The 25525-nt window shown below is 39.0% G+C and carries 20 protein-coding genes; 5 read left to right on the top strand and 15 right to left on the bottom strand.

Annotation, left to right across the window (positions count from 1 at the left end):
• The first annotated feature begins 53 nt into the window (after positions 1-53).
• Both EWM59_RS06885 and EWM59_RS06880 read left to right on the top strand, forming a co-directional pair.
• Positions 54-2501 (top strand): glycoside hydrolase family 95 protein, encoded by a 2448-nt coding sequence (locus tag EWM59_RS06885; protein WP_130020209.1) that lies wholly within the window; start codon positions 54-56, stop codon positions 2499-2501.
• A gap of 285 nt (positions 2502-2786) precedes the next feature.
• Positions 2787-6140 (top strand): ThuA domain-containing protein, encoded by a 3354-nt coding sequence (locus tag EWM59_RS06880; protein ID WP_130020208.1) that lies wholly within the window; start codon positions 2787-2789, stop codon positions 6138-6140.
• An 89-nt stretch (positions 6141-6229) separates the two neighbouring features.
• Here EWM59_RS06880 and EWM59_RS06875 read toward each other — a convergent pair whose 3' ends face one another.
• A complete protein-coding gene (locus EWM59_RS06875; RefSeq protein WP_229239298.1) occupies positions 6230-7030 on the bottom strand; it encodes an XRE family transcriptional regulator in 801 nt (266 codons plus the stop codon).
• 91 nt (positions 7031-7121) lie between these two features.
• Here EWM59_RS06875 and dinB point away from each other — a divergent pair, with 91 nt between their 5' ends.
• Together dinB and EWM59_RS06865 are read left to right on the top strand one after the other, a co-directional pair.
• The gene (dinB, locus tag EWM59_RS06870; protein ID WP_207219946.1) at positions 7122-8312 is read left to right on the top strand and encodes a DNA polymerase IV; all 1191 of its coding nucleotides are present in this window, start codon (positions 7122-7124) and stop codon (positions 8310-8312) included.
• Between the two features lie 26 nt (positions 8313-8338).
• On the top strand, positions 8339-11326 hold the full coding sequence (locus EWM59_RS06865) for a DNA polymerase III subunit alpha (protein WP_130020206.1): 2988 nt from the start codon (positions 8339-8341) through the stop codon (positions 11324-11326).
• Between the two features lie 9 nt (positions 11327-11335).
• Here the strand turns inward: EWM59_RS06865 and EWM59_RS06860 are convergent, their stop codons facing one another.
• The 5 genes from EWM59_RS06860 to EWM59_RS06840 all read right to left on the bottom strand — a co-directional run bounded on the left by EWM59_RS06860 (position 11336) and on the right by EWM59_RS06840 (position 14700).
• Complete coding sequence (locus EWM59_RS06860) at positions 11336-12676, bottom strand: hypothetical protein (protein ID WP_130020205.1); 1341 nt, start codon at positions 12674-12676, stop codon at positions 11336-11338.
• On the bottom strand, positions 12664-13290 hold the full coding sequence (locus tag EWM59_RS06855) for a hypothetical protein (protein ID WP_130020204.1): 627 nt from the start codon (positions 13288-13290) through the stop codon (positions 12664-12666). Before EWM59_RS06855 ends, EWM59_RS06860 begins: the two co-directional genes overlap by 13 nt.
• A gap of 78 nt (positions 13291-13368) precedes the next feature.
• Positions 13369-13875, bottom strand: a complete 507-nt coding sequence (locus EWM59_RS06850) for a hypothetical protein (RefSeq protein WP_130020203.1) — start codon at positions 13873-13875, stop codon at positions 13369-13371.
• Positions 13876-13987: 112 nt separating this feature from the next.
• Positions 13988-14347, bottom strand: coding sequence for a carbohydrate-binding family 9-like protein (locus tag EWM59_RS06845; protein ID WP_130020202.1), 360 nt, complete (start codon positions 14345-14347; stop codon positions 13988-13990).
• Between the two features lie 29 nt (positions 14348-14376).
• Complete coding sequence (locus EWM59_RS06840; protein WP_130020201.1) at positions 14377-14700, bottom strand: DOMON domain-containing protein; 324 nt, start codon at positions 14698-14700, stop codon at positions 14377-14379.
• A 102-nt stretch (positions 14701-14802) separates the two neighbouring features.
• Between EWM59_RS06840 and EWM59_RS06835 the strand changes: the two genes are divergently transcribed.
• Positions 14803-15684: a PIG-L deacetylase family protein gene (locus EWM59_RS06835; RefSeq protein WP_130020200.1), complete on the top strand. Its 882-nt coding sequence runs from the start codon at positions 14803-14805 to the stop codon at positions 15682-15684.
• 57 nt (positions 15685-15741) lie between these two features.
• On the opposite strand, the gene EWM59_RS06830 is transcribed toward EWM59_RS06835, so the two are convergent.
• From EWM59_RS06830 to EWM59_RS06790, 9 genes are all read right to left on the bottom strand, one after another.
• Entirely contained in the window at positions 15742-17541 is a 1800-nt protein-coding gene (locus EWM59_RS06830; RefSeq protein WP_229239297.1) for a peptidoglycan D,D-transpeptidase FtsI family protein, read from the bottom strand.
• A gap of 399 nt (positions 17542-17940) precedes the next feature.
• The gene (locus tag EWM59_RS06825; RefSeq protein WP_130020198.1) at positions 17941-18123 is read right to left on the bottom strand and encodes a hypothetical protein; all 183 of its coding nucleotides are present in this window, start codon (positions 18121-18123) and stop codon (positions 17941-17943) included.
• 120 nt (positions 18124-18243) lie between these two features.
• Positions 18244-19029, bottom strand: coding sequence for an XRE family transcriptional regulator (locus tag EWM59_RS06820; RefSeq protein ID WP_130020197.1), 786 nt, complete (start codon positions 19027-19029; stop codon positions 18244-18246).
• A 133-nt stretch (positions 19030-19162) separates the two neighbouring features.
• Entirely contained in the window at positions 19163-20059 is an 897-nt protein-coding gene (locus EWM59_RS06815) for a DUF6454 family protein (RefSeq protein ID WP_130020196.1), read from the bottom strand.
• 85 nt (positions 20060-20144) lie between these two features.
• The gene (locus EWM59_RS06810; protein ID WP_130020195.1) at positions 20145-22736 is read right to left on the bottom strand and encodes a DNA gyrase/topoisomerase IV subunit A; all 2592 of its coding nucleotides are present in this window, start codon (positions 22734-22736) and stop codon (positions 20145-20147) included.
• A gap of 133 nt (positions 22737-22869) precedes the next feature.
• Entirely contained in the window at positions 22870-23565 is a 696-nt protein-coding gene (locus tag EWM59_RS06805) for a superoxide dismutase (RefSeq protein WP_130020194.1), read from the bottom strand.
• 69 nt (positions 23566-23634) lie between these two features.
• The gene (locus EWM59_RS06800; protein WP_130020193.1) at positions 23635-24330 is read right to left on the bottom strand and encodes a phosphoribosylanthranilate isomerase; all 696 of its coding nucleotides are present in this window, start codon (positions 24328-24330) and stop codon (positions 23635-23637) included.
• 37 nt (positions 24331-24367) lie between these two features.
• Positions 24368-24982 (bottom strand): recombination mediator RecR, encoded by a 615-nt coding sequence (gene recR, locus EWM59_RS06795; RefSeq protein ID WP_130020192.1) that lies wholly within the window; start codon positions 24980-24982, stop codon positions 24368-24370.
• A gap of 72 nt (positions 24983-25054) precedes the next feature.
• On the bottom strand, positions 25055-25348 hold the full coding sequence (locus tag EWM59_RS06790; protein WP_130020191.1) for an ATP-dependent Clp protease adaptor ClpS: 294 nt from the start codon (positions 25346-25348) through the stop codon (positions 25055-25057).
• Positions 25349-25525 lie beyond the last annotated feature (177 nt).

Below are 25525 nucleotides of genomic sequence, written 5' to 3'. Positions count from 1 at the left end.
AATAGCTCTCTTTGAGCATATTTATCTATTCTTTAACCCTTTCAACTTGCTTTATGAAAAGAATTCTTGTACTTCTTTTGTTGTTTTCTACGGCCATACGGGCTCAGCAAACCAATCTTAAACTATGGTACAAACAACCTGCCGCTAATACCTGGACAAAAGCCTTGCCTTTGGGTAACGGGCGGTTAGGGGCTATGGCTTATGGAAATGTAGTACACGAAACCTTGCAGTTAAATGAGTCTTCATTTTGGTCAGGTGGGCCGAGCAGAAATGATAACCCTGATGCTTTAGCTAATTTATCTGCTATTCGTCAGCTTATTTTTGAGGGGAAAAGTCAGGAGGCGCAGGATTTAGCCCAGAGACATATTATTGCCAAGAAAAATCATGGACAGATGTTCCTGCCTGTCGGAAATATTCAGTTAGATTTTCCTAATCATGAAAATTATACGAATTACCGGAGAGAATTAGATATTGAGCAGGCTATTCAAACGACTACTTATCAGGTGAATGGGGTTAAATATACCCGAACTACTTTTATTTCTATTCCTGACCAGGTAATAGTGATTCGCCTGAATGCCAATAAGGCTAAGAGCCTGTCTTTTAAGCTGTCGATGAACAGCCCCTTTAAAACGGCTGCAACTACCCTACGAAATCAGGTATCGCTTTCCGGGCTTGGTAAAGACCATGAGGGTGTAAAAGGTGAGGTGCGTTTCCGTACAGTGGCAAAAATATTGCCTAACGATGGGCGAACCAGTAAAAATGATACAAGTGTTACGGTTGAAAATGCGTCGGCAGTAACCTTGTTGGTATCCATTGCCACCAATTTTGTGAATTACCATGATGTAAGTGCCGACGAAAATACAAAGGCAGAAGCCTATATAGCTAAGGCAGAAAAAATGCCTTATGGTACTTTATTCAACAACCATATCAAAGAATATCAGCGTTTTTTTAAAAGAGTAAAATTAGACTTAGGTACAAACGAAGCGGCGAAACTACCTACTGACGAACGCCTGAAAGCCTTTGCACAGGGCAATGACCCCAGTTTTGTATCGCTGTATTTTCAGTTTGGTCGCTATTTATTGATTTCTTCGTCTCGCCCGGGTGGACAACCTGCCAATTTACAAGGTATCTGGAATAATCGGGTAAATCCGCCCTGGGATAGTAAATATACCATCAACATTAATACAGAAATGAATTACTGGCCTGCCGAACTTACTAACCTGACAGAAATGCACGAGCCTTTGTTTGATATGGTGAGAGAGTTATCGGAAACAGGTGTAGAGACTGCCCGAACCATGTATGGTACTAATGGCTGGGTAGCACACCATAATACTGACTTATGGCGTATCAATGGAGCAGTAGATGGCGCTTTCTGGGGTATGTGGCCGATGGGTGGGGCATGGTTGAGTCAACACATATGGCAACATTATCTGTATACAGGAGATAAAGCCTTTTTACAAAAATATTATCCGGCCCTAAAAGGTATCGCTACGTTTTATCATGATTTCTTAATACCTGAACCATCTCATCAATGGCTGGTAGTAACCCCAAGTAGCTCACCTGAAAACTCTCCGGCAGGTCGCCCGAAATCTTCTATTGCGGCAGGAGCTACAATGGATAATCAGTTAGTTTTTGATGTGTTTTCCAATGCTATCAATGCAGCTAAAGTATTAAAAACAGATACGGAATTTGCCAATCAGATAAAAACTAAATTGCAACAAGTACCTCCTATGCAGATAGGACAGCACAACCAATTGCAGGAATGGTTAGAGGATTTAGACGATCCGAAAGACCAACACCGCCATATTTCGCATTTATATGGACTTTTTCCTTCCAATCAGGTTTCGCCATATCAACATCCTGCTTTATTTGCAGCGGCTCGTACCTCTTTGATTTATAGAGGTGATGTATCGACAGGCTGGTCAATGGGTTGGAAGGTCAACTGGTGGGCAAGGCTTTTAGATGGTAACCGTGCCTATAAACTCATTACCGACCAGTTATCGCCTGCCGAAGTACCGGGTCGACAAGGTGGAGGAACCTACGATAATTTATTCGACGCACACCCACCATTCCAGATTGATGGGAACTTTGGTTGCACCGCCGGAATTGCCGAAATGCTCATGCAAAGTCATGATGGTGCTATTCAACTATTACCTGCCTTACCCGATAGATGGAGTGAAGGTAGTGTAAGCGGCCTGAAAGCGAGAGGTGGATTTGAAATTGTAAAAATGACCTGGAAAAATGGGAAGATAACCGAACTAATCATAAAATCTACGATAGGAGGGAACTGCCGCTTGCGTGTAAGCCATGCTTTGAAGACCAATCTGCCTATGAAAAAAGCCAATGGTAAAAACCCGAATCCGTTTTTCCAGATAGCGGCTATTAAAGAACCATTGGTATCGCCTAAAGCCAATGTGGATGCCAGTTTTATTAAAGAAACTATGGTGTATGATTTACCTACACAGGCCGGGAAAACTTATGTGTTGAGGGCTGGGAAGTAGAATAATTAAGTTATGGTGCGAACTTGAAGTTCGCAGTAGACATTGAAAGCATAAGGTTATTTAGAAGTATTATATGATATTAGCAACAATTTTATAGCTGTTTCTACTGAACGAATAAATGCCGAATAATTAAATTGTGGTGCGAACTTCCAGTTCGCACCACAATTTAATTATTCGGCAAATCCTCCTATATATTCTCAATAAAATACTTTTTAATGTCTGAACGACACTTATTCTTTGGTTTTTAATTACCTTTGTTTCTCATAAAAAATATTAGTTATTCTAATGAAAAAACAGTTTAATCCTATCCTTTTAATGCTACTCTTGTTTGTGGGTGCGAGTTCGTTTGCACAGCAAAGAAGAATATTAGTTTTTTCTTTAACCAAAGGTTTTCACCACAACTCTATTAAAGAGGGCAATCAGTTTTTTATCGAATTAGGTAGAAAACAAGCCATAGGTGTTGATACTACTACCGATGCCTCAAAGTTTAATGAAGCCAATCTGAAAAACTATGCGGCTGTGGTTTTTTTAAGCACTACCGGAGATGTATTGAATCCGGCACAACAAGCTGATTTTGAGCGATATATTCAGGCAGGTGGTGGCTATGTGGGTATCCACGCTGCTTCTGATACCGAATATAACTGGCCCTGGTATAATGATTTGATGGGTGGATATTTTGCCAGTCACCCGGGCGGTAGAGTATCAAATGTGCAAAAAGGTAAAATGATTACCCTTGATAAAACCTTCCCTGCTTCGGCACATTTTCCTGATACTTTCGAAAAAACCGATGAGTTTTATGATTTCAAATCATTGAAAAAAGACATTCTGAAATTTATTGTAAGAGTAGATGAAAGCAGTTACGAGATGGGTAAAATGGGCGATTTTCACCCGATGGCATGGTACCATGAGTTTGATGGTGGTAAGGCGTTTTATTCAAACTACGGTCATACACCTGAAACTTTCAGCGAACCATTAATAACAGAACATTTCTGGCAAGGATTAAAATGGGCTATGGCTACCAAATTAGACTATTCGAAAGCCCGTTCTGTACGCTCACCGGAAGAAAATCGTTTTGAGCGCACTACATTGGCAAGCAACCTGAATGAACCCACGGAATTAGCCGTTTTACCAAACGGTAAAGTGCTTTTTGTTGAGCGTAAAGGCGCTTTAAAGGTCTGGAATCCGGCTACCAAGAAAGTGAAATTGGCCGGGCAAATGCCTGTGTATACCAAGTTTGAATATGGCTTGATGGGTATTGGTGCTGACCCTAACTATGAGAAAAATCACTGGATTTATCTATACTATACACCTGACGAAACCCGTGAAGTAACCAAAGATAACTTTTTGGCCAGATTTGAATATGACGATAAGAAAGATACAATTGTGATGTCGTCAGAAAAAGTATTGTTACGTGTGTTTGTCAAACGTGATGAGTGTTGCCACACAGGTGGGTCAATTGACTGGGACGGTAAAGGAAATCTTTTCCTTTCAACAGGCGATGATACTAACCCGTTTGCTTCTGAGGGCTATGCGCCAATTGATTTCGCCCCGGGTCGTGAAGGTTGGGATGCGCTTCGTTCATCGGGTAATACTAATGATTTACGTGGGAAAGTATTGAGAATTAAACCACAGGACAATGGTACTTATACAATTCCTGAAGGCAACTTGTACCCTGCCGGAACAGACAAAACCCGTCCGGAAATTTATGCGATGGGTATGCGTAATCCATACAGAATTTCGGTTGATAAACGCAACGGCTATTTATATTGGGGTGATGTAGGCCCTGATGCCGGAAAAGCTGACCCTAAACGTGGTCCTGATGGTCTTGTAGAGTTTAACCAGGCTCGTAAACCGGGCTTCTTTGGCTGGCCTATCTTTACCGGAGATAACTTTGCTTATAATCACTATGATTTTGCTAAAAAAGAATCAGGTGAAAAATATGATGCAGCCAAACCGATCAATGACTCACCGAATAATACAGGTTTAAGAGAATTGATGCCTGCTACCAAAGCGTGGCTCTATTATGGATATGGCGTATCGAAACTTTATCCTGAATTTGGTAAGGGGGGAGCGAACCCAATGGCAGGCCCTGTGTATTATTCAGAAGATTATACCAATAATCCGAAGCGTTTCCCAAGCTATTTTGATGGTAAATTCTTTGCCTATGAATGGATGCGTGACTGGATTTATCTGGTAAGTATGGATAAAGAAGGCAACTATCAGGGTATGGAGCGTTTTATGCCAAGTGCCAAGTTTGCTCACCCAATGGACATGGCTTTCTCTAAAGATGGTCGTTTGTTTGTATTAGATTATGGCATGAACTGGTTTGCGCAGAACGAAGATGCCACATTGTCAGTAATTGAATACAATCCGGGTAACAGAAAACCTTTTGTTATGATGGCGGCCGATAAAAAAGCAGGTGCTGCACCTTTGACAGTAGCTTTTTCATCAGCCGGAACTTTAGATTACGACAAAGATGCCATGAAATATTCATGGAATTTCGGTAAGGGCTTACCTGTAAGTACACAGGCTAATCCGAAATTTACCTTTACCAAACCGGGTGAATATAATGTGGTATTGACAGTAACAGATGCTGCCGGAAATAAATCGTCGCAGAGTACTATTGTTAAAGTGGGTAATGCTGTGCCTACCGTAAATATCTCGGTACAAGGTAATAAAACTTTCTTCTTTGATAAGGACAAAATCAATTATGATGTAAAAGTAACCGATAAAGAAGATGGTACTTTATCTAAAGGCATTGACCCGGAAGATGTAGTGGTAAACATTAACTATCTGGAAGGATATGACAAAACCATGCTGGAACAAGGGCATAAAGAAAATATGAACTTTGCTGCAGGAAAACGTCTGATTGATTTAAGCGATTGTAAAGCTTGCCATGCTGTTGATAAAAAATCTATCGGGCCTGCTTATATGGATATAGCGAAGAAATACCGTCGTGGTCAAACGGCTATCAACCAGTTAGCTGAAAAAGTTATCAAAGGTGGCGGTGGTGTATGGGGCGAACAAGCCATGGCTGCTCACCCACAAATACCAATGTCAGAGGCAAGAGACATGGTTGATTATATACTTTCTTTAAACGATACCCGTAAGGCTTCACAACCGGTTACAGGTGCTTATGAAGCTGCGGCACATAAAGGTAAAAAAGAAGGTGCTTATATCATTCAGGCTACTTACACCGACAAAGGCGGAAAAGTAATCGGCCCGTTGAGTACTTCTCAGTCTTTAGCTTTGCGTAGCCCTAAGATTAAAGCCGTTACTTATGACGAATCGAAAGGCGTAGCGAAATTTAATGTTGAACAATTAGGAGGTGAGTTAGCTATAGCCTCTGAAAACGATAGCTACATAGCTTTCAAAGATATTGACCTGACAGGTATTAAAACCATTATCATTGGTGCATTTTCGCAACAAGGTACGACAGTAGGAGGTACTATGGAAGTAAGATTAGGCTCACCAACCGGAACTGTAATCGGTACTGCTGATGTGCAGGAAGCAAATATGAATCCGCTAAAAATCAAGGTTGATGTAGCAGGTGTACAAAATATCTATTTTGTATTCAAAAATCCGAAAGCAGAAGGTAAACCATTGTTTGGAGTAAATACCATTGAGTTTGTGGATTAATCAAGCTTTGATAAATAATAAAAGAGTACTTATGGCTTGGGCTGTGGGTACTCTTTTTTTGTTTTGTAAAAGTAGAGATAAGTCAACTGCTAAGCCTGTCCAACAATCTTCTGTTTAATTTCTTCAAGACCTTTTGAGAGACCGTGTACTTGCTGAAAAAGATTTTCTAAAGAATATTCATCAGCTGAATACTCTTTGGTGCTAATAAAGCATCTGAATTCCCATAGTTCAAGTATGTTTTCAAAAGGCATGGTATAGGCACTATATATTTTGTTATCAGATACTAAGAGTAATTCGTTTTCCTGTGGCTTGATATATACCCTCTTATAGGCAATGCCTGTGGTGGAAACCACAATATAAGTTCTGCCGCTTTTTATATCAGCCAGCTCTTCTACAAATTTTCCTATAATAATAGCACCATCAGGAATTGGAAGCATGGAGTCGCCGGTAAGTGGAAAACCTCTGTGGGTACCAATGCCAATAAAAGGCAAAGACGCCTTCGGGAGCGTCTCTATAAATTCAGGGTCAGCATAACCGCTTAAATATCCGGCCGAAGCTTTGATGGGAACCACCTCAATGCTTTCAATTTTGCCGTCGTCTTTAATCAGAATCGGGAATAACAAACGGTTTTCTCCTACTTTCATTAAGCCTTTCAAATCAACCTTGCTTAGGTCTGATTTCACAAGGGCATCTAAAGCAATATGAAAATAAGACGATACAGCCGATAACGTATCGATGGGAATTGCTCTTGTACCTTGTTCATAATTGGCATACCGGGTGCTCGGGATAGCAAGTGCATCTGCCAGTTGCTCCTGGGTAAGCCCTCTGCCAAGCCTTAACAATTTGATATTCCGGGCTATTTTTAGCTGGTTCACTAATTGACTTTCCATTGGCTACACAATTTGTTGAGACAATACTACACAAAATGTACATACATTTATTGCAGAATCCCAAAAATTATTTATCCACATCTTTATACTCATGGAAAAAGCCATAGTTCACTATGACCTCGATTCTTTTTTTGTTTCTGTTGAAAGGCTGAAAAATCCGACACTTATCGGTAAACCTGTTGTGGTGGGTGGTTCGAGCGAGAGAGGCGTGGTAGCCTCTGCCAGCTATGAAGCCCGCAGGTTTGGTGTGCACTCTGCTATGTCGTCACAAATGGCTAAACGTCTGTGCCCGGATGCCATTTTTGTAAAGGGGGACTATGAATCTTATGTGAGGGCTTCTAATGCAGTTACTGAAATCATAAGCGAGATGGTACCTGTGGTAGAAAAAGCCAGTATTGATGAGTTTTATTGTGATTTCTCGGGTATGGAGAAATTCTTTGGTTGTTATAAATGGGCCAAAGAAATCAAAGCAAGAATTTCGAAGGAAACACACCTTAATACCACCTTTGGACTAAGCACCAGTAAGACAGTCAGCAAAGTAGCTACCAATGAAGCAAAACCCAACGGCAAATTGCAGGTATTGACAGGGTATGAAAAGCTGTTTTTAAAGCCGTTAGCTATTAATAAACTGCCAATGGTTGGCAATACCACTGCTAAAACCTTGCGTACCATGGGCATACAGCATATTGGTACCCTGGCGGCTATGCCTATAAAACTATTAGAGGCTGTGTTTGGCAAGCATGGTAAGCTATTCTGGGAGCGGGCTAATGGGATTGATGATACGCCTATTGTGCCATATCATGACCAGAAGTCGTTTTCAAAAGAAATGACCTTTGATAAAGATACGACAGATGTAGTCAGGCTCAAATCAATCTTAGTCTTTATGGTAGAAAGCCTGACTTTTGACTTGCGGCAACAAATAAAATGCACAGGCACTATTACAGTAAAAATCCGCTACTCCAATTTTGATACCTATACCCGCCAGACGCATGTCTTTTATACTTCTGACGACCAGGTAATTATTGAAAAGGTGATGGATTTGTTTGATAATCTGTACGATAAACGGTTGCTAATCAGACTGATAGGTGTTCGTTTGAGCAAATTGGTACAGGGGTATTCTCAGATAAATCTGTTCGATAACTCATCTAAACTGGCAGCTTTGCATCAGGCTATGGATAAAGTAAAGCACAAACATGGCGAAAAAATAATAGGAAGAGCTTATGGCATGCAAACAAACAAGCCTCCTGTAATTAAATCGAAAACCCTGCCAACAACTAAGTAAATCGCAAATATTCAACTTATATTCTTATGTACTTAAACTGCCACAGTTACTTTAGTTTCAATTACGGAACACTTAGCATTAAAGACTTGATTATCAAGGCTAAAACTGCAGGCTGTAATAGCTTCGCATTGACCGATATTAATAATGTGTCGGGTATTTTTGACTTTATCAAAGAGTGTAAAAAAGCTGATATAAAACCCATTGTGGGGGTTGAATTCAGAAACAGCTATGAAATGAAATACATTACTCTGGCGAAAAATCAGAAAGGGCTTTATGAAATTAATCAGTTTTTATCTGCGTATTTGGCTTCAGGTAAGCCATTCCCGCAAAAAGCACCACCTTTTACAAATACTTTTACTATTTATCCTGTTACTTACCTTGAGTCGAATCCAACTCTTGATGAAAATGAATATATAGGCGTACGATTCTGGGAAATAAGCAGATTGTTTAAATATCAAAAACAAGCCGCTGTTCATAAGATTCTGGCTATACACTCAGTAACTTTTCATGATAAGATTACATTTAATCTGCATCGTTTGCTAAGAGCTATCGATAAAAATGTACTATTGAGTAAATTGCCTAAAAGCGAGGAAGCCTGTCCTGAAGAGACGTTTGTCGATATTGCTACACTTCTCGAAAAATTTAGTAATTGTCAGCTTTTTTTAAGGAATACCACATTGATTATGAATGCGTGTAACTTTGAGCTTGATGTATCTACTAATAAAAACAAAAAAGTATATACTAATAGCAAGAAAGGGGACACCGAGTTTCTTCGCAAACTTACATTTGATGGTGCAGCGATAAGATATAATAAGAACCATGAGAAAGTTTTTGAACGTATAGAAAGTGAGCTGAAAATTATAGATAAAATGAATTTTGAGGCTTATTTCCTGATGACCTGGGATGTTATCAATTACGCAAAAAACAGAGGTTATTTTCATGTAGGCAGGGGTTCAGGGGCTAATTCGATAGTGGCTTATTGTATAGGCATTACAGATGTTGACCCTATTGAACTCAATTTATATTTTGAAAGATTCATCAATCCGGAAAGAACTTCACCTCCTGACTTTGATATCGATTTCAGCTGGGATGAACGCAACGAAATTATAGAGTATATTTTTAAAAGATATGGTAAAGAACACGTGTGTCTGCTTGCCACCTATAATACTTTTCAGCGCAATTCGGCTATACGAGAGTTAGCTAAAGTATTTGGTTTACCAAAAACAGAAATAGATACTTATCTGAAATACCCTGAAAAAGCACACACGAACGAATACATGAGGTATATTCTGAAATATGCTCCTTTGATGGATGATATTCCGCATAATTTATCTATCCATGCAGGAGGGATTCTTGTTTCAGAAGAACCTTTATTCAATTATACGGCCTTGCAACCTATGCCTAAGGGTTTCCCGATATGTCAGTGGGATATGTATGTAGCTGAAGAGATAGGTTTCGCAAAATTTGATGTATTGTCTCAGCGAGGGTTGGGGCATATCAAAATGGCAGTTGATATAGTGCGTGAAAACCACGGGATTACTATTGATATTCATCAGGTACAGAAGTTTAAGGAAGATGAAAACATCAGGAAAAAACTACAAAGTAATGAAACGATGGGCTGTTTCTATGTAGAATCGCCGGCTATGCGGCAACTGATGTGGAAACTCAGATGTGATAACTACCTGACACTGGTAGCTGCAAGTTCTATTATACGGCCCGGCGTAGCCAGTAGTGGTATGATGAAAGCCTATATAGAAAGGCATCATAATCCACACAACATCGATTATCTGCACCCAAAAATGAAAGAATTATTAGAAGATACTTATGGTGTAATGATTTATCAGGAAGATGTAATAAAAGTAGCTCATGGGTTTGCAGGTATGACCCTGGGGGAGGCCGATATGCTTAGACGTGCCATGTCGGGTAAATATAGAGCCAGAATAGAGTTTGAGAAAATAGTAGATAAATGGTTTATTAATTGTAAAGAAAAGGGATATAGTGATGAACTGGCAAAAGAAGTGTGGCGGCAGGTTGAAAGTTTTGCAGGTTATAGTTTTTCTAAGGCTCATTCAGCTTCCTATGCCGTTGAAAGTTATCAGAGTCTTTTTCTGAAAACCTATTATCCTTTAGAATTTATTACGGCTGTTATCAATAATTTCGGAGGGTTTTACCGGACTGAATTTTATATACATGAAGCCAAACGTAGCGGAGGAACGATAGAAGTGCCGGATATTAATGAAAGTGAGTTTCTGACCACTATTAAAGGGAAAACCATCTGGCTTGGATGGGTACATGTCAAAAGCCTTGAAATGAAAATCTTAGAAAGGATTCTGAAAGAAAGACAGGTAAATGGTCGTTTTTTGTCTTTTTCTGATTTTGCTCATCGTGTTGCCATAGGACTTGAACAACTCATTGTTTTGGTAAGACTTGGGGCTTTCAGAAACTTTGGGGTATCGAAAAAAGAATTATTATGGGAGGCACATTTGCTGCTTCATAACAATTTTAAGCCATCAGTCTATAAAGAAGCCTTATTTGAATACCTTGAACCTGAGACAAACTTACCAACTCTATCGTTTGACCCTCTGGAAGACATGTATGATGAAATAGAATTTCTGGATTTCACAATCGGCTCTCCGTTCGATTTATGTGCAGAACCGCTGGAAAGTACCCTTACTTCAGATAACCTGCATGAACTGTTTGGTAAAAACATAAGCTTGTACGGCTATCTGGTAACATGGAAGTCTATCAGAGCAAAGAATGGAAACCTGATGGGCTTTGGGTATTTCTACGATTTGTCGGGTAAGTTTTTTGATACGGTTCATTTTCCTTATTCTCTGGAAAAATATCCGCTTCGTGGTTCAGGTATCTACTACCTGAAAGGCAAAGTAGTTGAAGATTTCGGATTCTATTCGATAGATATTGAATCTATGCGGAAAGTTGAATTAAAACCTGATCCCCGCAGTGTATCAGAGCCTCTTTCAGATGCTTCATTAGGTTTTTTGATAAGTGAATAAATCTTGCATCTATCTGTTTTCTAACACCCGTTCAGCCCACTTCGAACAATTAATCAATAGCTGACTTGTGCCTGCATAGAATAGGGTAAGAAATATAATTTTGAAGAAGCCTCTTCTAAAGGTAAATGGAATATTGGCTCCTTCTATGTGTAGCACAATCAACATAAAAATAATGTGCACACCCATTACCCAGCTCAATTTGATGAGTTCGGTTCTGGTTCGGTATAAACTGATATTAATAAGTAAAAGTATGAAGAAGAGAATGAAACTGTAATTCCAGTAGGTTGTATCGAACATGATTTTGTGCGTACCAATTAACGTATCCCAGCCACGAGAGAAATAGTTGTTAAAATCAAGATGAATGGTTCCTAAAGGTACAGCTTTGGGAACTACGATACCTAAAAACAGATAATTCCACCCTAGAAACAAAATCAATGGCAATATGCTGTAAATGATAGCGTTTTGAAGGAATTTTTGCTTGTATAAAAACAGCAATACTACCGGTAGAAAAAGGATAGTTTCGGTACGGGTCCAGCAGGCAAAGGCAAAAAATATGCTTGATAACCAGAAATCTGCTTTTTGAGGAACTTCATTGAGATAATAACGATAAAGAAAGCTAAAAGCAATCAATAGAAAAATAGCATTCGGATAATCGGTCTGTACCAGATAGGTATAAGCATAGAGTTCGGGCATGAACCACAGGAGTATAAGTAACCAACCTGCCAGAATAGGATGAATATAGTGTCTTAACTCAAAATAAAAATAAAGGAAAAAAGCCAACACCATACCCGAAAGCCAGACTTTGCCAAAAAACGAGCCTAAGCAAAGATAAACTACCTGCATGAGCATAATAAAAGGCGCATAATAGGGCTGATTACTAAGTGGATAACTTTTGGGTAAGAAATCGGTATATATACTGTTTTTAAGTGTCTGCTCAAAAAAAGTAGCTTTTGCTATCAGTTCGGGCCCAACAATGGTATCAAAAGGAATATTCGGATAAAAATAACATTTCCATACACTGATGTATATAAAATAGGCTGTAATCAGAAAAAAGGGAATTTCATAAAGTCTGATTTTTATATTGGCAGATGTGATTATTTCAGATAGAAAATTTTTATTAATGATACAAGAGATGATGCTAATGATAGCCAGGACTATCAGGCCACTTAAAACAGTGGTTTGATTGATATTGATATGTATACACTCTAAGAGAAAAGGGATAAAAGAAGCTAAACCAATACCCAATAAAAAAGCCAAAGATACAAAAGCAATGAAATGTCTGTGTATACGGAAGATACTCAGCAAACCTGCTCCGGTAATGATATGGATAAAAATGGCTAAGGTTTCCATTGGTTTTTATTTTTCTGTTTCAGGTAATCAATGGCTGTTTGAGGAATGAAAAAACCAAAGGGCCGGTAAGTTTTGAGTTTATTGATGATGGCTTCTTTTTCTGCTAAAGAGTAACTATTTAAACTGACTAATTGAAGTCCTTTTTTGGGGCTGGCTACAAAAGTATGCGTCGCTCTTTGCAGGATAGAATCCGGGTACGTAATTTCAACAAAAGGTATTTTATTCATCGCCAGATTCTTGAATTTACTTGGGTATGTCCAGGTATAAGGGTCGAAGGCTTGTTTACTGTTGTAAGTATTTTCTACCAGATAATACTGCGGGGGTAAAAGAAATAAATCATCTTTCTGAAGTACCGAATCTAATAAATTGATGATAGCACATTCTTTGGCATAAGTAAGGTTATAACGGGCGGTACTATCTAAACCATTGCCTAAACGAGCTTTGGTTGTATAAAAACTATTTACTTTCAATTGAATAAAAGAAGCATTTTTAGGTAGAATGGAAATAAGACCTATGCCAATCAGGTTGACTGTCAGTAAAATAAGCATTTTACGCGAACCCGAACGCTTTGTATTGTCTTTAGGCTCTTTCTGAAATAGAATTATTTTCTTCATAAGCAGTATGACTAAAAACAATAGTTGAATGGATAATCCCCAAAAACCTCTCATTTCTTTAAGAAATGAGAGAAAATATTATTTGGCCACAAAGCGTCGCCAACCTATATAAATCAGAATGAAAAGTACAACAAAGATACCCAATAGGTATTGGAAAGGCAGGTAAGAGAAAACAACAATATGTATTTTTTCTAATAACCACATCAGAAACATGGTGGCAAAAAGCATAAACCACAAACCTGAAATCTTATCAAATCCCGGGATAAGGGCTAAACTAACATTTCTGCGGATGATGAATATGGTAACTAACATGACTACGATTGGCAAAATCTGCATATAAACATCAGTCTGCATCACATCGCCCCGTTGAAAGAGAAAAAAGTAGATATTGAGCGCTACTGAAAAAATGCCCGGTACACTTACCAGATAAATAAGAATCGCATACAGGTATTTCCAGGGAGAAAGATGGCCTTCTCCTTTGCCTAAAAAGCCTGCTACAATGGCTGCCACAGGAATAATCAGGAAGTAGAAGAGCAAAAAGCCCGGATTTTCGCCAATTCGCTGAAAAAGTTGTTGTAAAGTCATTGTTGTTTCTATTTTGGGCAAATGTAAAAGATTTTTCAGGAAAAAGAATAATCCAATCTGATAATCGGATGAAAGCCCTGATTATTGCCTGAAAATATTGATGGATACCTTATCAGTCAAAAATAAAAGTGCCAAATTTCTCATAATCATGGAAACTGGGTCCTGTTAATTGCCACGACCAGGTAGAACTTTTGTTATCATAATCTATCCGATACATATTGGCACGCCATTGATTGCCCTTTTTAGGAGGAACATTATTCAGAGGTTTCAGTAAAGCATAAGGAATAAAAAATTCAGCATTCCAGGCTGTTACAGTATTGCCTTTGGTTTCAATATAGGCGGCATGACGGGTTTTTCTATCTCCTTCATAATGCCAAGGACGCCACCCTAAAAATGTGCCTTTCATATTAGGTACCAGAATAGGCAACTCATAATTATAAGGCGATAATTCATATTCAAAGTAGATAGGCATACTTTCGTCGGTCCATAAAAAAACCTCCACTACGTCTTCCAGATATAATTCGCAAAATCTTCTTTTAGCGTTGAAGTAATCAGAGAGTCCTGACAGTGAAACAGAAAATAAATGCCTGTATCTGAATATAGTACTTTGGCATCGGTTACATATACTTTGCCGTCTTTTCTGCGCTGTGGTAAAGAAACCCAGTTGGTTTTACCCCAGTAAGTGCTTGTACCTTTACCGTTTACTTCAAAGTCAGGTGTTTTCAGAACAGTCAATTTGCCGTTATCAGTGTTCTGTTGTGCTTTAGAGCCGATACTTAAAAAGAGTAGAAATAGTATAGCGTAAAGAGAATATGATTTATTCATGCGTATAGATGTTTTTTGTATGCTGAATAGATTGTAAACCATGCGAAAATATTATATTTTTAGCAGTAATTTAAACAAATTCAACCCTTTAAAAACACAATTATGCGAAGACATATCATTTTACTGGCTTTTCTGCTGGTAAGTGCCACGGCTTACAGCCAGACACAAAAACCTCTGAGAATTATTATGATTGGTGCCCACCCCGACGACTGCGATTTAGATGCAGGCGGCATAGGCATATTGCTTTCCAAGATGGGTCATGCCGTTAAGTTTGTGGCAGTAACCAACGGAGACGCCGGACATCAAAGCGAGGGTGGAGGTATGCTTGCCAAAAGAAGATTTGCCGAAGCCAAAGAAGCAGGGAAAAGATTTGGTGTAGAGTATGATGTATTAGACAATCATGATGGAGAGTTGTTGCCTAATCTGAATGTCAGACTACAGATTATCCGTAAAATAAGAGAGTGGGGGGCTGATATGGTAATAGCCCCAAGACCCAACGACTATCATCCCGACCATAGATATACAGGTATTTTGGTACAAGATGCGGCCTATATGGTAGGTGTGCCCAATGTTGCTCCGGATACACCACCATTGAAGAAAAATCCTGTTTTTATGTATTTTCAGGATAATTTTCAGCGACCAAACCCTTTCAGACCTGATGTAGTAGTAGATATTTCAGCCGTGTATGAACAGAAAGTTTATGCGCTTGATGCACATGTTTCTCAGGTTTATGAATGGTTGCCGTGGATAGGAGGGTATTTAGACCAGGTGCCTAAAGGTGATGCGGAAAGAAAAGCATGGTTGGCCAAAACCAGGGCGGTACCCATTACGCCCGAAGCAAGAGCTTCGTTGGAAAAATGGTATGGAAAGGCTTATGCCGCCAATGTAAAGCACGCTGAGTCTTTTGAAATATGCGAGTATGGGTCAAGGCCGACAGATGATGATATAAGAAGATTGTTTCCGATGCTGAAATTGAGTAACTAAAACATATGCTTATCAACAAAAATACCCCTCGAAAAGGGGTATTTTTGTTTTGGGATATTAATTTTCAGGACTACCTGCGGCGGCACGCCCTGCCATTGTACGATAGCTGGTATTCATGATTTGCTGTACGTATTCTTTACGTTTAATATCTCGTTTAATATATTTTTCTATCAACAAAGAGGCAATCGGAGCCGCAGCCCTTGCACCCCATATCCCATTCTCTACTACTACGGCAATGGCAATTTTAGGGTTGACGCGTGGCGCAAAAGCGATGAAAAGCGAGTGGTCGCCACCTTTTTTGTTTTGCGAAGTACCGGTTTTACCACATACTTCAAGACCTTCTATACGTGCCACACGGCCTGTACCGTGTTCAACAACATCATACATCCCATCTACTACAGGTATAAAATATCCGGGATCAATATCTGTTTTATGTACTTTCACTAAATCAGATTTTACACCACCTTTTGTTTTACCTACTCCTTTTATCAAGTGAGGAGTTACCCAATACCCATGATTGGCTAAAGCCGCACACAGGTTAGCCAGTTTCAAGACATTGACACCTAACTCTCCCTCACCGATACTCAATGAGTAAATATTAGAGAATTTCCACTGGTTTTTACCATATACTTTGTCGTAACGTTCTACGCTTGGCAGTAGTCCGGCTTTTTCACCCGGTAAATCAATACCTAATTTTACACCAAAACCAAATTTTTCCATCATCGTATGCCATACGGCAAGACCATCACGTGCTGACATAAAAGGACTGGAAATATCGTTGTTGCCAATGATTTTCTTAAATACATTGAAAAAATAAGGGTTGCAAGAGTTCTGAATAGCATTATGCAGATTAGCAGTATGATAAGCTGAGTGCCCGTGGCAAGCCATAGGAGAGGGAAAGCCCGTAAAAGAGGTGGTAGGCGTAATAACCCCTAATTCTAAAGCAACAGCCGATTGCACTAATTTGAAAGTAGAACCCGGGCGGTAAAAAGAGTTGGTTACCCGATTCAATAAAGGCTTATCAGGGTTCAGAGATAACTCTCTGAATTTGGTAGAAAAAAGCCTGCCTGAAAGTTCATTAGGGTCATAAGTAGGGTACGAACCTAAAGTAAGGATTTCTCCGGTATTAGGTTCAATGGCTACTACACCACCTACTTTGTTCTGGAAAAGACTATCAGCCAATTGTTGTACCTCCACATCAATAGTAGAATAGAGATTTTTGCCAATTACAGCCAGCGTATCAAATTCGCCATTACCATAGGAACCTTTATCTTCGCCTTTTACATTCACCATCGTAAACCTAATTCCACGTTGTCCCCGCAGGTCGAGTTCATATTCTTTTTCCAGACCTGTTAAACCTATATAGTCTCCTTTTCTGTAATATTTTGCTTCTCCCTGCTCATCATATTGTTTTTTAGATAGCTCACCTATATAGCCAAGGGCATTGGCCATTGTATGGGCAGGATAAGTGCGGAAGAAAGATTGCTCAAAATGAAAGCCTGAGAAATTAACCATGGCATCGGCAACTTTGGCAAAGTCTTCTTTTGATAATTGTCTTAAAAATAAAGAAGCCCGGTTGACCGAATACTCTTTAGCTATACGCATAGTGCTGTCGAAATACTGGCGTGTGATGCCAAACAAACGGCAGAATGTAAGGGTATCAAGGGGCTGTACTTTACGAGGGGTTACATACATATCGTACACCTCTACATTAGCCACTAAAAGTTTTCCGTTACGGTCGTATATCTGTCCACGTAATGGAATCTGTACATCTCGTCTGATGGCATTGGTTGAACCCAAAGAGCGGTACTTGTCATCAATTACCTGTAGGTATAGCAACCTCACAGCGTAAATCATGAGAATTGAAAAGAAGAAAAAAAGAATAGTTTGTTTACGATTTTCCAGCATCCTGTATAAAAAATTTTAAAGCACACCACGAATTTAACTAAGTTTTGGTTAAATTTCTTGTATTAGCTGCAATAATATTTTTAGTGCCCTGTCAAATCATTCATAAACAGCCTGATAGGGGCATCTCGAAGGTAGCAGACAATAAAAGCAATAAATAGTATATACTCGGTAAAAAAAGTATAGGCAGAACTTTTATGAATAGAAGGGGTAAGAAAGAGTAAAGAGAAATAGCCCTGTAGCAGTGAAAGACAAAAATTGTTCTGATTAAAAAAGTGTGATGTGGATTAAGCTATTTCTCTACACTTACTCTTCTAAAAATATTCAGGGATTCAATGATCATGTGATTGCTTACTTAACAGGTACTAAATTAAGAGAGGTTGGTTTCTGGTAGCCCATTTTGGCAATCGTTGAACGCACCTTTTTCATGGCTTGTTTTTTATTGGAAGCCGGTAAGAAATCGTGCATCTTGAAGTCGATTCCTTCGGCCATATATTCGTAAATTCTCATACTTAAAAATTTAGCGGTTTGCATTTCAGGTTTGTTTTAAATGTTAATTATTAGGAAAAGTTTTTGGAAGTAGTTTGAATGGAATTCAAACTACTTTTTTAATAATCAAACAGCAGTTTTCGAGTCCCTTACTATCGATATAGCTTACAACTTCATGCTTAGCTTAATCGTCTGCACATCGTATTGAATACTTTGTAAGACCGAAAAAAGTAAATCACTCGGTTGTCTGTCGGTAGGATTGATGCTACAGACAAACTCCCATATTTCAAAAATTTCTTCAAAAGGCAATTTATAAGGCATATAATAGGTATTGTCAGAATGAAGCATCAGATGCCCGTCTTTTATATTAAACTGATGGATTCTTTTATACACCAGTCCATCGTTCTGGGTAAGTATCACATAGGTTTTGCCATCTTTTATTTCAGAGAGGTTTTCCAGGTACTTGCCAATCACAAATGCTCCTTTTTCCAATGGTGGCATTGAGTCTCCTATAATTGGAAAGCCCCGGTATTTTCCGTTGGCGATATAAGGTAATGAGATACGAGGCAAGGCCTGAATAAACTCAGGATTGTTATACCCTGTCAGATAACCTGCTGAGGCTTTTACAGGCACTAACTCAATCATATCATTGCCCTGCTTATCTACTACTATCGGAAACAGTACTCTTTTACCACCTATTTCAAGCAGGCTTTTCAAGTCTGTTAGGTGTGTAAGGTCTATCGTTACCAATGTGTCAATGGATACATCAAAAAACCTGGCTAAGGCTGTTAATCCCTCAATGGTAGGAGATGACTTCCCTTCTTCCCAAGAACCTAATGTGGTTCTTGGAACACTCAGTGCTTCTGCCAAAGCCCCCTGGCTTAGTTCTTTTAATTTTCTCAGATGAGCAATATTAAAAGCAAGTAAAGTTTTAGTTGTACTGTTTTTCATTGTGCCGATATTTTCGGATTCTCTTGCCGAAATCTTCGGCAATTATAAAAACAAACTCGTAAACTACCAAATTTTCGGTAGTTTTTTTTTGATTTTTTGTAAAAACTTAATATTGAGCAGAATATATGCCTATTTAAGGCTTCAAAACAGCCTTATAAATAAAAAGTGTAGAGGCTTTATCGTCGTCGGGTAGAAAATAGGTGCTGATTCCGTCGGCAGTAGATTCTATCCAGAATGGATTGCTTGTCATGGGTAAGCCTGTAGGAGACCATAAGCGAATAGGCACTTGATGGACAGGCCGATAGTCTTTTAAGCTAATTAGGTCGAAACCCCCAATGCGGATGGTCTGGTTATTATGAGTATATCGTTGAAGGCCGGAACAAAGCATCATATGATTACCCAAATAATGGCAATCCTGATAATCAATATAAAATGACGGATTGCTGATACGCAAATCTTGCGGAGAAGCAGAGGCATTGCTTACCTGCCCCTTAGAAGTCAGTTTCCACTGATAAAAATTTCTTGAGCCCCAGCTAATGCCAAAAAGTGTGTGCGCATCGGTATTATGTACAATGCCTCCGATGTGTTCTTTAAAACGGAAAACTTCTGTTGATAGCATATTGGCTGGATCAACTTTATAAATAATCGCCTGACTGTTGGGACGATATTCTGCTACCGGAACCCATATATGTTTGCCATCATAATCAATACCGCCGGGATGATACATGGAGCCTTCGCCTAAAGTAGTCTGTGCTAACAGCTTGCCCGTAGAATCCATTTTAAACAAATGCCCGATACCTTCGCCTGTTTCTCCGTTTTTGGGTGGCTTGATTACCTCTACCGAACTCATATAGAAAAACTTTCCGATTCTGACCATGCCCTGCGGGTGATAAGTAGGAAATTGCAGGGGAATAGCCGCTACCTGCTGCCATTGCGTATCATACCTGAGTTGCTTTATTTTGTCAATAAGTGTTTGTGCTTGTGTAAGTGAATGGACGATAAGTAAAGTGGCGAGCAGAAAATAGCGCATAGCTGTATGAAGTAAATTTGATAAGCGTATAAATAATGAAGAGGGAAATTCGGTTTTCCCTCTTACATGTATCGTTCAATTTCTATTAAAACAAGGCTAATTGGCCTTCTGTATCGTCTGATACTTCTTGTTGAGTTTCAGCTTGTACTTCCTGAACCGGTACTGCTACTTTTTTCTCTTCCACCTCTTCAGGTTTAGGGTCAAGCATTTTTACCTCCACTACATCATAAACATTCAGTTTCTGGCCGATGGCTTTCCAGCCCCTTACTTCTACAAATTCATCGACATTAATAGCTTGTACTTCAATCGGTGCTTTTTTATCAGCTTTCGTTTTAAGCGATACACGTGGGTATTTGTCGGTACTTACCGCCAATAAGCGAGAGTTTTTGGTATCAGTAATAAAGAGGAATTTTTTATCAATAGTAGTTGTCTCAATTTTGAAGCGTTTGATATAGAAAGTTTTGTTTTCACCTTCGAAATATAGACAAGAGATAATTCTGTCAGGAGAGAACTTTATTACTTTTGAAATTTCTCTTGGTTCATAACGGTTGGTGAGCTCAAAATTGGTGAGTTCGTATTGTCCGTCTTTATAGAGAACCAATATTCTGTCTTCGGAGTCAAAGTTTCCTAAGTATAAGCCATGCTCGTCCCTGTTCAGTTTACCGATAACGGCATCGAACCAGATATCAACTCCACCTAAAGTAGATTTACCTGTTGATTTAAGCACTACTTTTCTGACAGGGAACTTGGTGATGAGATTCCCCATAGAACTTCTGTTTTTAACAGCAAGGGTGGCAAAATCCCAATCTAATTGTTTTTTCTTGGCCGTAGAGTTGGCTGTCAGGTTTACAAAAACAGTTTCGGCCTCTCCATTATCGTTGGCTGTAAAATACAACACTTTAGATTTTGGATTTCCCATTGAAACGTCATACTCTTTGTCGCGGGTAATGCCTGTTACAAAGAATCGCTTGGCATAAGATGCCCCAGATTTACCATCGGAATAAACAACATTGTAAATCTTACGTTCATCGTTTTTACGGAATACCGAACAATAGATGATGTCTTTACCAACAAAGACTTTTTCCTGAATTTTGGTAATTACATACTTTCCGTCACGTTTGAAAGCAATAATATCATCAATATCAGAACAGTCCATTACATACTCATCTTTTTTAAGACCATAACCAATGAAACCACCTTCACGGTCAACATACAATTTCTGATTATTAGCTGCTACCACAGTTGCCTGTACTGCCCCAAACTGTCTGATTTCGGTTTTACGTTCACGTCCTTTGCCGTATTTTTTCAACAGGTCTTTAAAGAAACTGATGGTATAGCGTACAAGATTCAATAAATTATCCTCTACTTCAGCTAATTCCTGTTCTAAACGACGCATTAATTCGTCGGCTTTGAAAGAGTCGTATTTAGAAATACGTTTGATTTTGATTTCGCACAAACGTAGAATGTCTTCCTCTACAATTTCCCGATAAAAGTCTTTCTTGAAAGGGTCTAAACCTTTATCAATTGTCTGGATTACTGCCTCAAAAGTTTCACACTCTTCTATATCACGATAAATCCGGTTTTCGATAAAGATTTTCTCTAATGAACTATAGAGTAATTTTTCTTTCAACTCATGCTTCTTGATTTCCAGCTCTCTTTTCAGCAGGTGCATGGTTTGCTGTGTAGACTGGCGGAGTATCTCACTGATAGAAACAAAGTGAGGTTTTTCGTCAATAATTACACAGGCATTGGGAGAAATAGAGTTTTCACATTCAGTAAAAGCATAAAGCGCATCAATGGTAATATCAGGCGAGGTATTAGGCGCTAAGTGTACAATAATTGATACTTCTTTGGCTGTATTGTCTTCTACCTTTTTGATTTTTATTTTTCCGGCATCATTGGCCTTAATGATCGACTCAATCAGACTGGTAGTAGTAGTGCCGAACGGGATTTCCTTAATAACAAGTGTTTTTTTGTCTAATTCGGCAATTTTGGCTCTTACCTTTACCTTTCCGCCTCTTGCGCCATCATTGTAAGTGCTTACATCAACCATTCCACCAGTCAGGAAATCAGGATATAACTGAAAACTTTCTTTTTTCAGGTGAGCGATAGATGCCTCACACACTTCAACAAAATTGTGTGGAAGTATCTTGGTTGAAAGACCAACAGCAATACCCTCAACACCTTGTACCAATAACAACGGGAATTTTGCCGGAAGATTAATGGGTTCACGTTTTCGGCCATCGTAAGACATCTGCCACTCAGTAGTGTCTTCATTAAATAAAATGTCGTTGGCAAATTTAGATAGCCTTACCTCAATGTAGCGAGGGGCAGCAGCACCGTCTCCGGTTCTTATATCTCCCCAGTTTCCCTGAGTATCTAATAACAGATTTTTTTGCCCCATCGAAACAATAGCGTCTCCGATGGAAGCATCACCATGTGGGTGATACTGCATGGTAGAGCCGATAACATTGGCTACTTTATTAAAGCGGCCATCATCCATTTCTTTAAGAGCGTGCATCACACGGCGTTGTACTGGTTTCAGACCATCTTCGATGGCAGGTACAGCACGCTCTAAAATTACATAAGATGCATAGTCGAGAAACCAGTTCTCAAACATATCATCGATAACTTCTTTTTGTTGAAGCGGATCGTACTTAGGATTTTGTTCACTCATGGGAGTCAATACAAGAAAGCATTAATTTATAGCAAATATAACAAAAAAATAGTAAATATTAGCCTATAATACGCAAAAAAGGACTTACTATTGGTAAATCCTTTTCTGTTTTTATAAGCTGAATCTGTTATGTTCAGGCAGCTTCAAAATTCTGGTTCACCTTGTCCCAGTTCACCACATTCCAGAAAGCATTGATATAATCGGCACGTTTGTTCTGGTATTTCAGGTAATACGCATGTTCCCAAACGTCGATAGCCAGAATAGGCGTTCCTTTATCAGTAGCTACGTCCATCAACGGATTATCCTGATTTGGAGTAGAAGTGATTTTAAGTTTTTTATCCGGGCCAACAATCAACCATGCCCAACCCGAACCAAAACGAGTAGTAGCTGCTTTGGCAAACTCTTCTTTCATTTTATCGAAACTGCCGAAAGCACTATTGATAGCTGCGGCTAATTTTCCTGTTGGAGCACCACCCCCTTTAGGCCCCATGATTTGCCAGAAAAATGTATGATTCCAATGACCACCGCCATTATTTCTGACAGCAACCGGATATTTGCTAATGTCTTTTATCAGTTTATCTAAAGGCATTTTCTCCATATCTGTACCGGCAATGGCTTTATTCAGATTGTCAACGTATGCTTTATGATGACGGTCATGGTGAATTTCCATCGTCATTTTGTCGATATGTGGTTCAAGCGCATCGTTAGCGTAAGGAAGAGGAGCTAATGTGTACATGCCTTCGAAGCTGACAGGTCTGGCAAACACATCACCCATTTTCAATAAGAAAGAGCTTCCGACAATGGCTTTGATGAAATCTTTTCTGTTCATGTTTATGCAGGGATTTATGATAAAAAATAATCGTTGTTACTGGAATTTGACTGGCGCAAATATAAAGACTTATATTTTATAAACTTCATTAAAAAACGTTTCTAACTTAAACAAATCCAAGTGTCCGTTTGTTCGGACACTACTGCATAAATCTAAACCATGGGGTTGTACGTTTTCGATGGCTGCCCGTACATTTTCGGCTTTTAAGCCACCTGCCAGAAACACCGGAACCTTTGATTGTTCTACAATTTTACGGCTCATTGTCCAGTTGTGTACACGCCCGGTTCCACCTAATTCTTTTACGGCGAGCGTTGGATTACCGGAGTCTAATAGAAGTGCATCAACCTGTTCAGCACAAGCCAGTGCTTCATCAATGCTTTTTTCATCGACTACGTGAATCACCTGTACTATTCTGATAGCCGGTATTTCACGTTTGAAATCGGCATAAGTACCCGAAGCAATAGCATCAACAATCTGAATTACATTACTGTTGACCGATTGCTGGTGTTCAATAATGGCTCTGGTATCTGTGCGGCTGGTTAATAAAAAAGAAGCAACAGGGGGTGGGATAGTAGCTACGATCTCACGGATTAGCTCATCAGCAATAGGGCCGGGGCCGCTGGGCATTTTAGCTACCAGACCTAAAGCAGAAGCACCAAAACTAATAGCGTCTTTTGCTTCCTGAATGCTACTGATACAACAGATTTTAATGCGTGGAAAACTTTTCGGTTTAGGAAAAGTATCGGTTTTTTCTTGATTTGTCATATAGATGAGAAGTATTGATTAGCATTCCTGAAAAATACTAATCATAAGCTATCCGGCTAAGAATACTTCTGCCGAGGGTTACTTCATCGGTATATTCCAGGTCTCCGCCAATCGGAATGCCTCTGGCAATGGTACTGATTTTTACAGGAAATGCTTTCAGTTTCTTTTGCAGATAAAAGGCTGTGGTATCGCCTTCCATTGTTGGGCTTAATGCAAGAATTATCTCCTGAATTTTTTCGTTTTCGTCGACTTGTTCAATTCGTTTCAGCAGAGAATCTATATTCAGGTCAGTAGGCCCCACACCCATCAATGGTGAAATAATACCTCCTAAAACATGATATAATCCTCGGTATTGAGCCGTATTCTCAATGGCCAGTACATCGCGGGTATCTTCTACTACGCAAATAATATTCTGGTCACGACGTGGCGAACTACATATCTGACAAAGTTCGTCGTCGGATATATTATGGCATTTCCGGCAATAGGTTGTTTTGGTACGCATGGCTATCAGCGCATCGGCCAATAGTTGTGTCTGGGTTTCTTCTCTTTTCAGCAAGTGCAAAACCAGTCTCAAGGCAGATTTTTTTCCAATACCGGGGAGCTTTGAGATTTCAACGACAGCGTCTTCTATTAATTTCGAGGGGAAGTTCAACGTTATTCAGACCTTTTGATGTAATTAATCTATTGTAATGGATTTAATAAAATTCAGATTAAAGAAAATACCTTATTTAAGCATGATTTCAGCCGATATTTTTCTTCTGCAAATTTCGTTTCTCATAGGAGCCAGTTCTTCAAAATCTCCTGATTTTACGCCACATTGTCCTTTGTAATGAATAATAAGTGTGCATTGCTCTGCTTGTTCGGGAGAATGCTGACAAACCTCAATTAAAGTCTCAATCACATGGTCAAAAGTATTTACCTCATCATTGTACACTACAAGTTCCCACAATTTAATGTTTGCAATATCTTCTATTACTTCCTCAATGACTTCAATTTCAGGATTCGGTAATGTTGCCATTTCTATACTTTTACTATTTTTAATAATAAACAATTTTTATTGTTGATGATTTACACATTAACGAAAATAACGGGTTTAAAACATACGTATTTCGTCTATTTTTATGCTAAGATAATTCATTTTTCGCAAAGAGTCGTTTTGTTATAGCGAAAAAAGTTTTGATATTTGACCCAAATT

Origin of the sequence: Emticicia agri, from assembly GCF_004168285.1 — a bacterium.
Lineage (GTDB): Bacteria > Bacteroidota > Bacteroidia > Cytophagales > Spirosomataceae > Emticicia > Emticicia agri.
This window is presented reverse-complemented; position numbering and strand designations above follow the sequence as displayed.

Excerpts from the sequence above, each read along its gene's own strand:
- EWM59_RS06845 (WP_130020202.1), bottom strand. The coding sequence starts at position 14,347 with ATGCCTATCTACTTTGAATATGAATTATCGCCTTATAATTATGAGTTG.
- EWM59_RS06840 (WP_130020201.1), bottom strand. The coding sequence starts at position 14,700 with ATGAATAAATCATATTCTCTTTACGCTATACTATTTCTACTCTTTTTA.
- EWM59_RS06815 (WP_130020196.1), bottom strand. The coding sequence starts at position 20,059 with ATGCGCTATTTTCTGCTCGCCACTTTACTTATCGTCCATTCACTTACA.
- EWM59_RS06810 (WP_130020195.1), bottom strand. The coding sequence starts at position 22,736 with ATGAGTGAACAAAATCCTAAGTACGATCCGCTTCAACAAAAAGAAGTT.
- EWM59_RS06855 (WP_130020204.1), bottom strand. The coding sequence starts at position 13,290 with ATGAAGAAAATAATTCTATTTCAGAAAGAGCCTAAAGACAATACAAAG.
- EWM59_RS06825 (WP_130020198.1), bottom strand. The coding sequence starts at position 18,123 with ATGCAAACCGCTAAATTTTTAAGTATGAGAATTTACGAATATATGGCC.
- dinB (WP_207219946.1), top strand. The coding sequence starts at position 7,122 with ATGGAAAAAGCCATAGTTCACTATGACCTCGATTCTTTTTTTGTTTCT.
- EWM59_RS06850 (WP_130020203.1), bottom strand. The coding sequence starts at position 13,875 with ATGACTTTACAACAACTTTTTCAGCGAATTGGCGAAAATCCGGGCTTT.
- EWM59_RS06830 (WP_229239297.1), bottom strand. The coding sequence starts at position 17,541 with ATGATTTACGCTGTGAGGTTGCTATACCTACAGGTAATTGATGACAAG.
- EWM59_RS06875 (WP_229239298.1), bottom strand. The coding sequence starts at position 7,030 with ATGGAAAGTCAATTAGTGAACCAGCTAAAAATAGCCCGGAATATCAAA.
- EWM59_RS06820 (WP_130020197.1), bottom strand. The coding sequence starts at position 19,029 with ATGAAAAACAGTACAACTAAAACTTTACTTGCTTTTAATATTGCTCAT.
- EWM59_RS06800 (WP_130020193.1), bottom strand. The coding sequence starts at position 24,330 with ATGACAAATCAAGAAAAAACCGATACTTTTCCTAAACCGAAAAGTTTT.
- EWM59_RS06835 (WP_130020200.1), top strand. The coding sequence starts at position 14,803 with ATGCGAAGACATATCATTTTACTGGCTTTTCTGCTGGTAAGTGCCACG.
- EWM59_RS06805 (WP_130020194.1), bottom strand. The coding sequence starts at position 23,565 with ATGAACAGAAAAGATTTCATCAAAGCCATTGTCGGAAGCTCTTTCTTA.
- EWM59_RS06865 (WP_130020206.1), top strand. The coding sequence starts at position 8,339 with ATGTACTTAAACTGCCACAGTTACTTTAGTTTCAATTACGGAACACTT.
- EWM59_RS06880 (WP_130020208.1), top strand. The coding sequence starts at position 2,787 with ATGAAAAAACAGTTTAATCCTATCCTTTTAATGCTACTCTTGTTTGTG.
- EWM59_RS06790 (WP_130020191.1), bottom strand. The coding sequence starts at position 25,348 with ATGGCAACATTACCGAATCCTGAAATTGAAGTCATTGAGGAAGTAATA.
- EWM59_RS06860 (WP_130020205.1), bottom strand. The coding sequence starts at position 12,676 with ATGGAAACCTTAGCCATTTTTATCCATATCATTACCGGAGCAGGTTTG.
- EWM59_RS06885 (WP_130020209.1), top strand. The coding sequence starts at position 54 with ATGAAAAGAATTCTTGTACTTCTTTTGTTGTTTTCTACGGCCATACGG.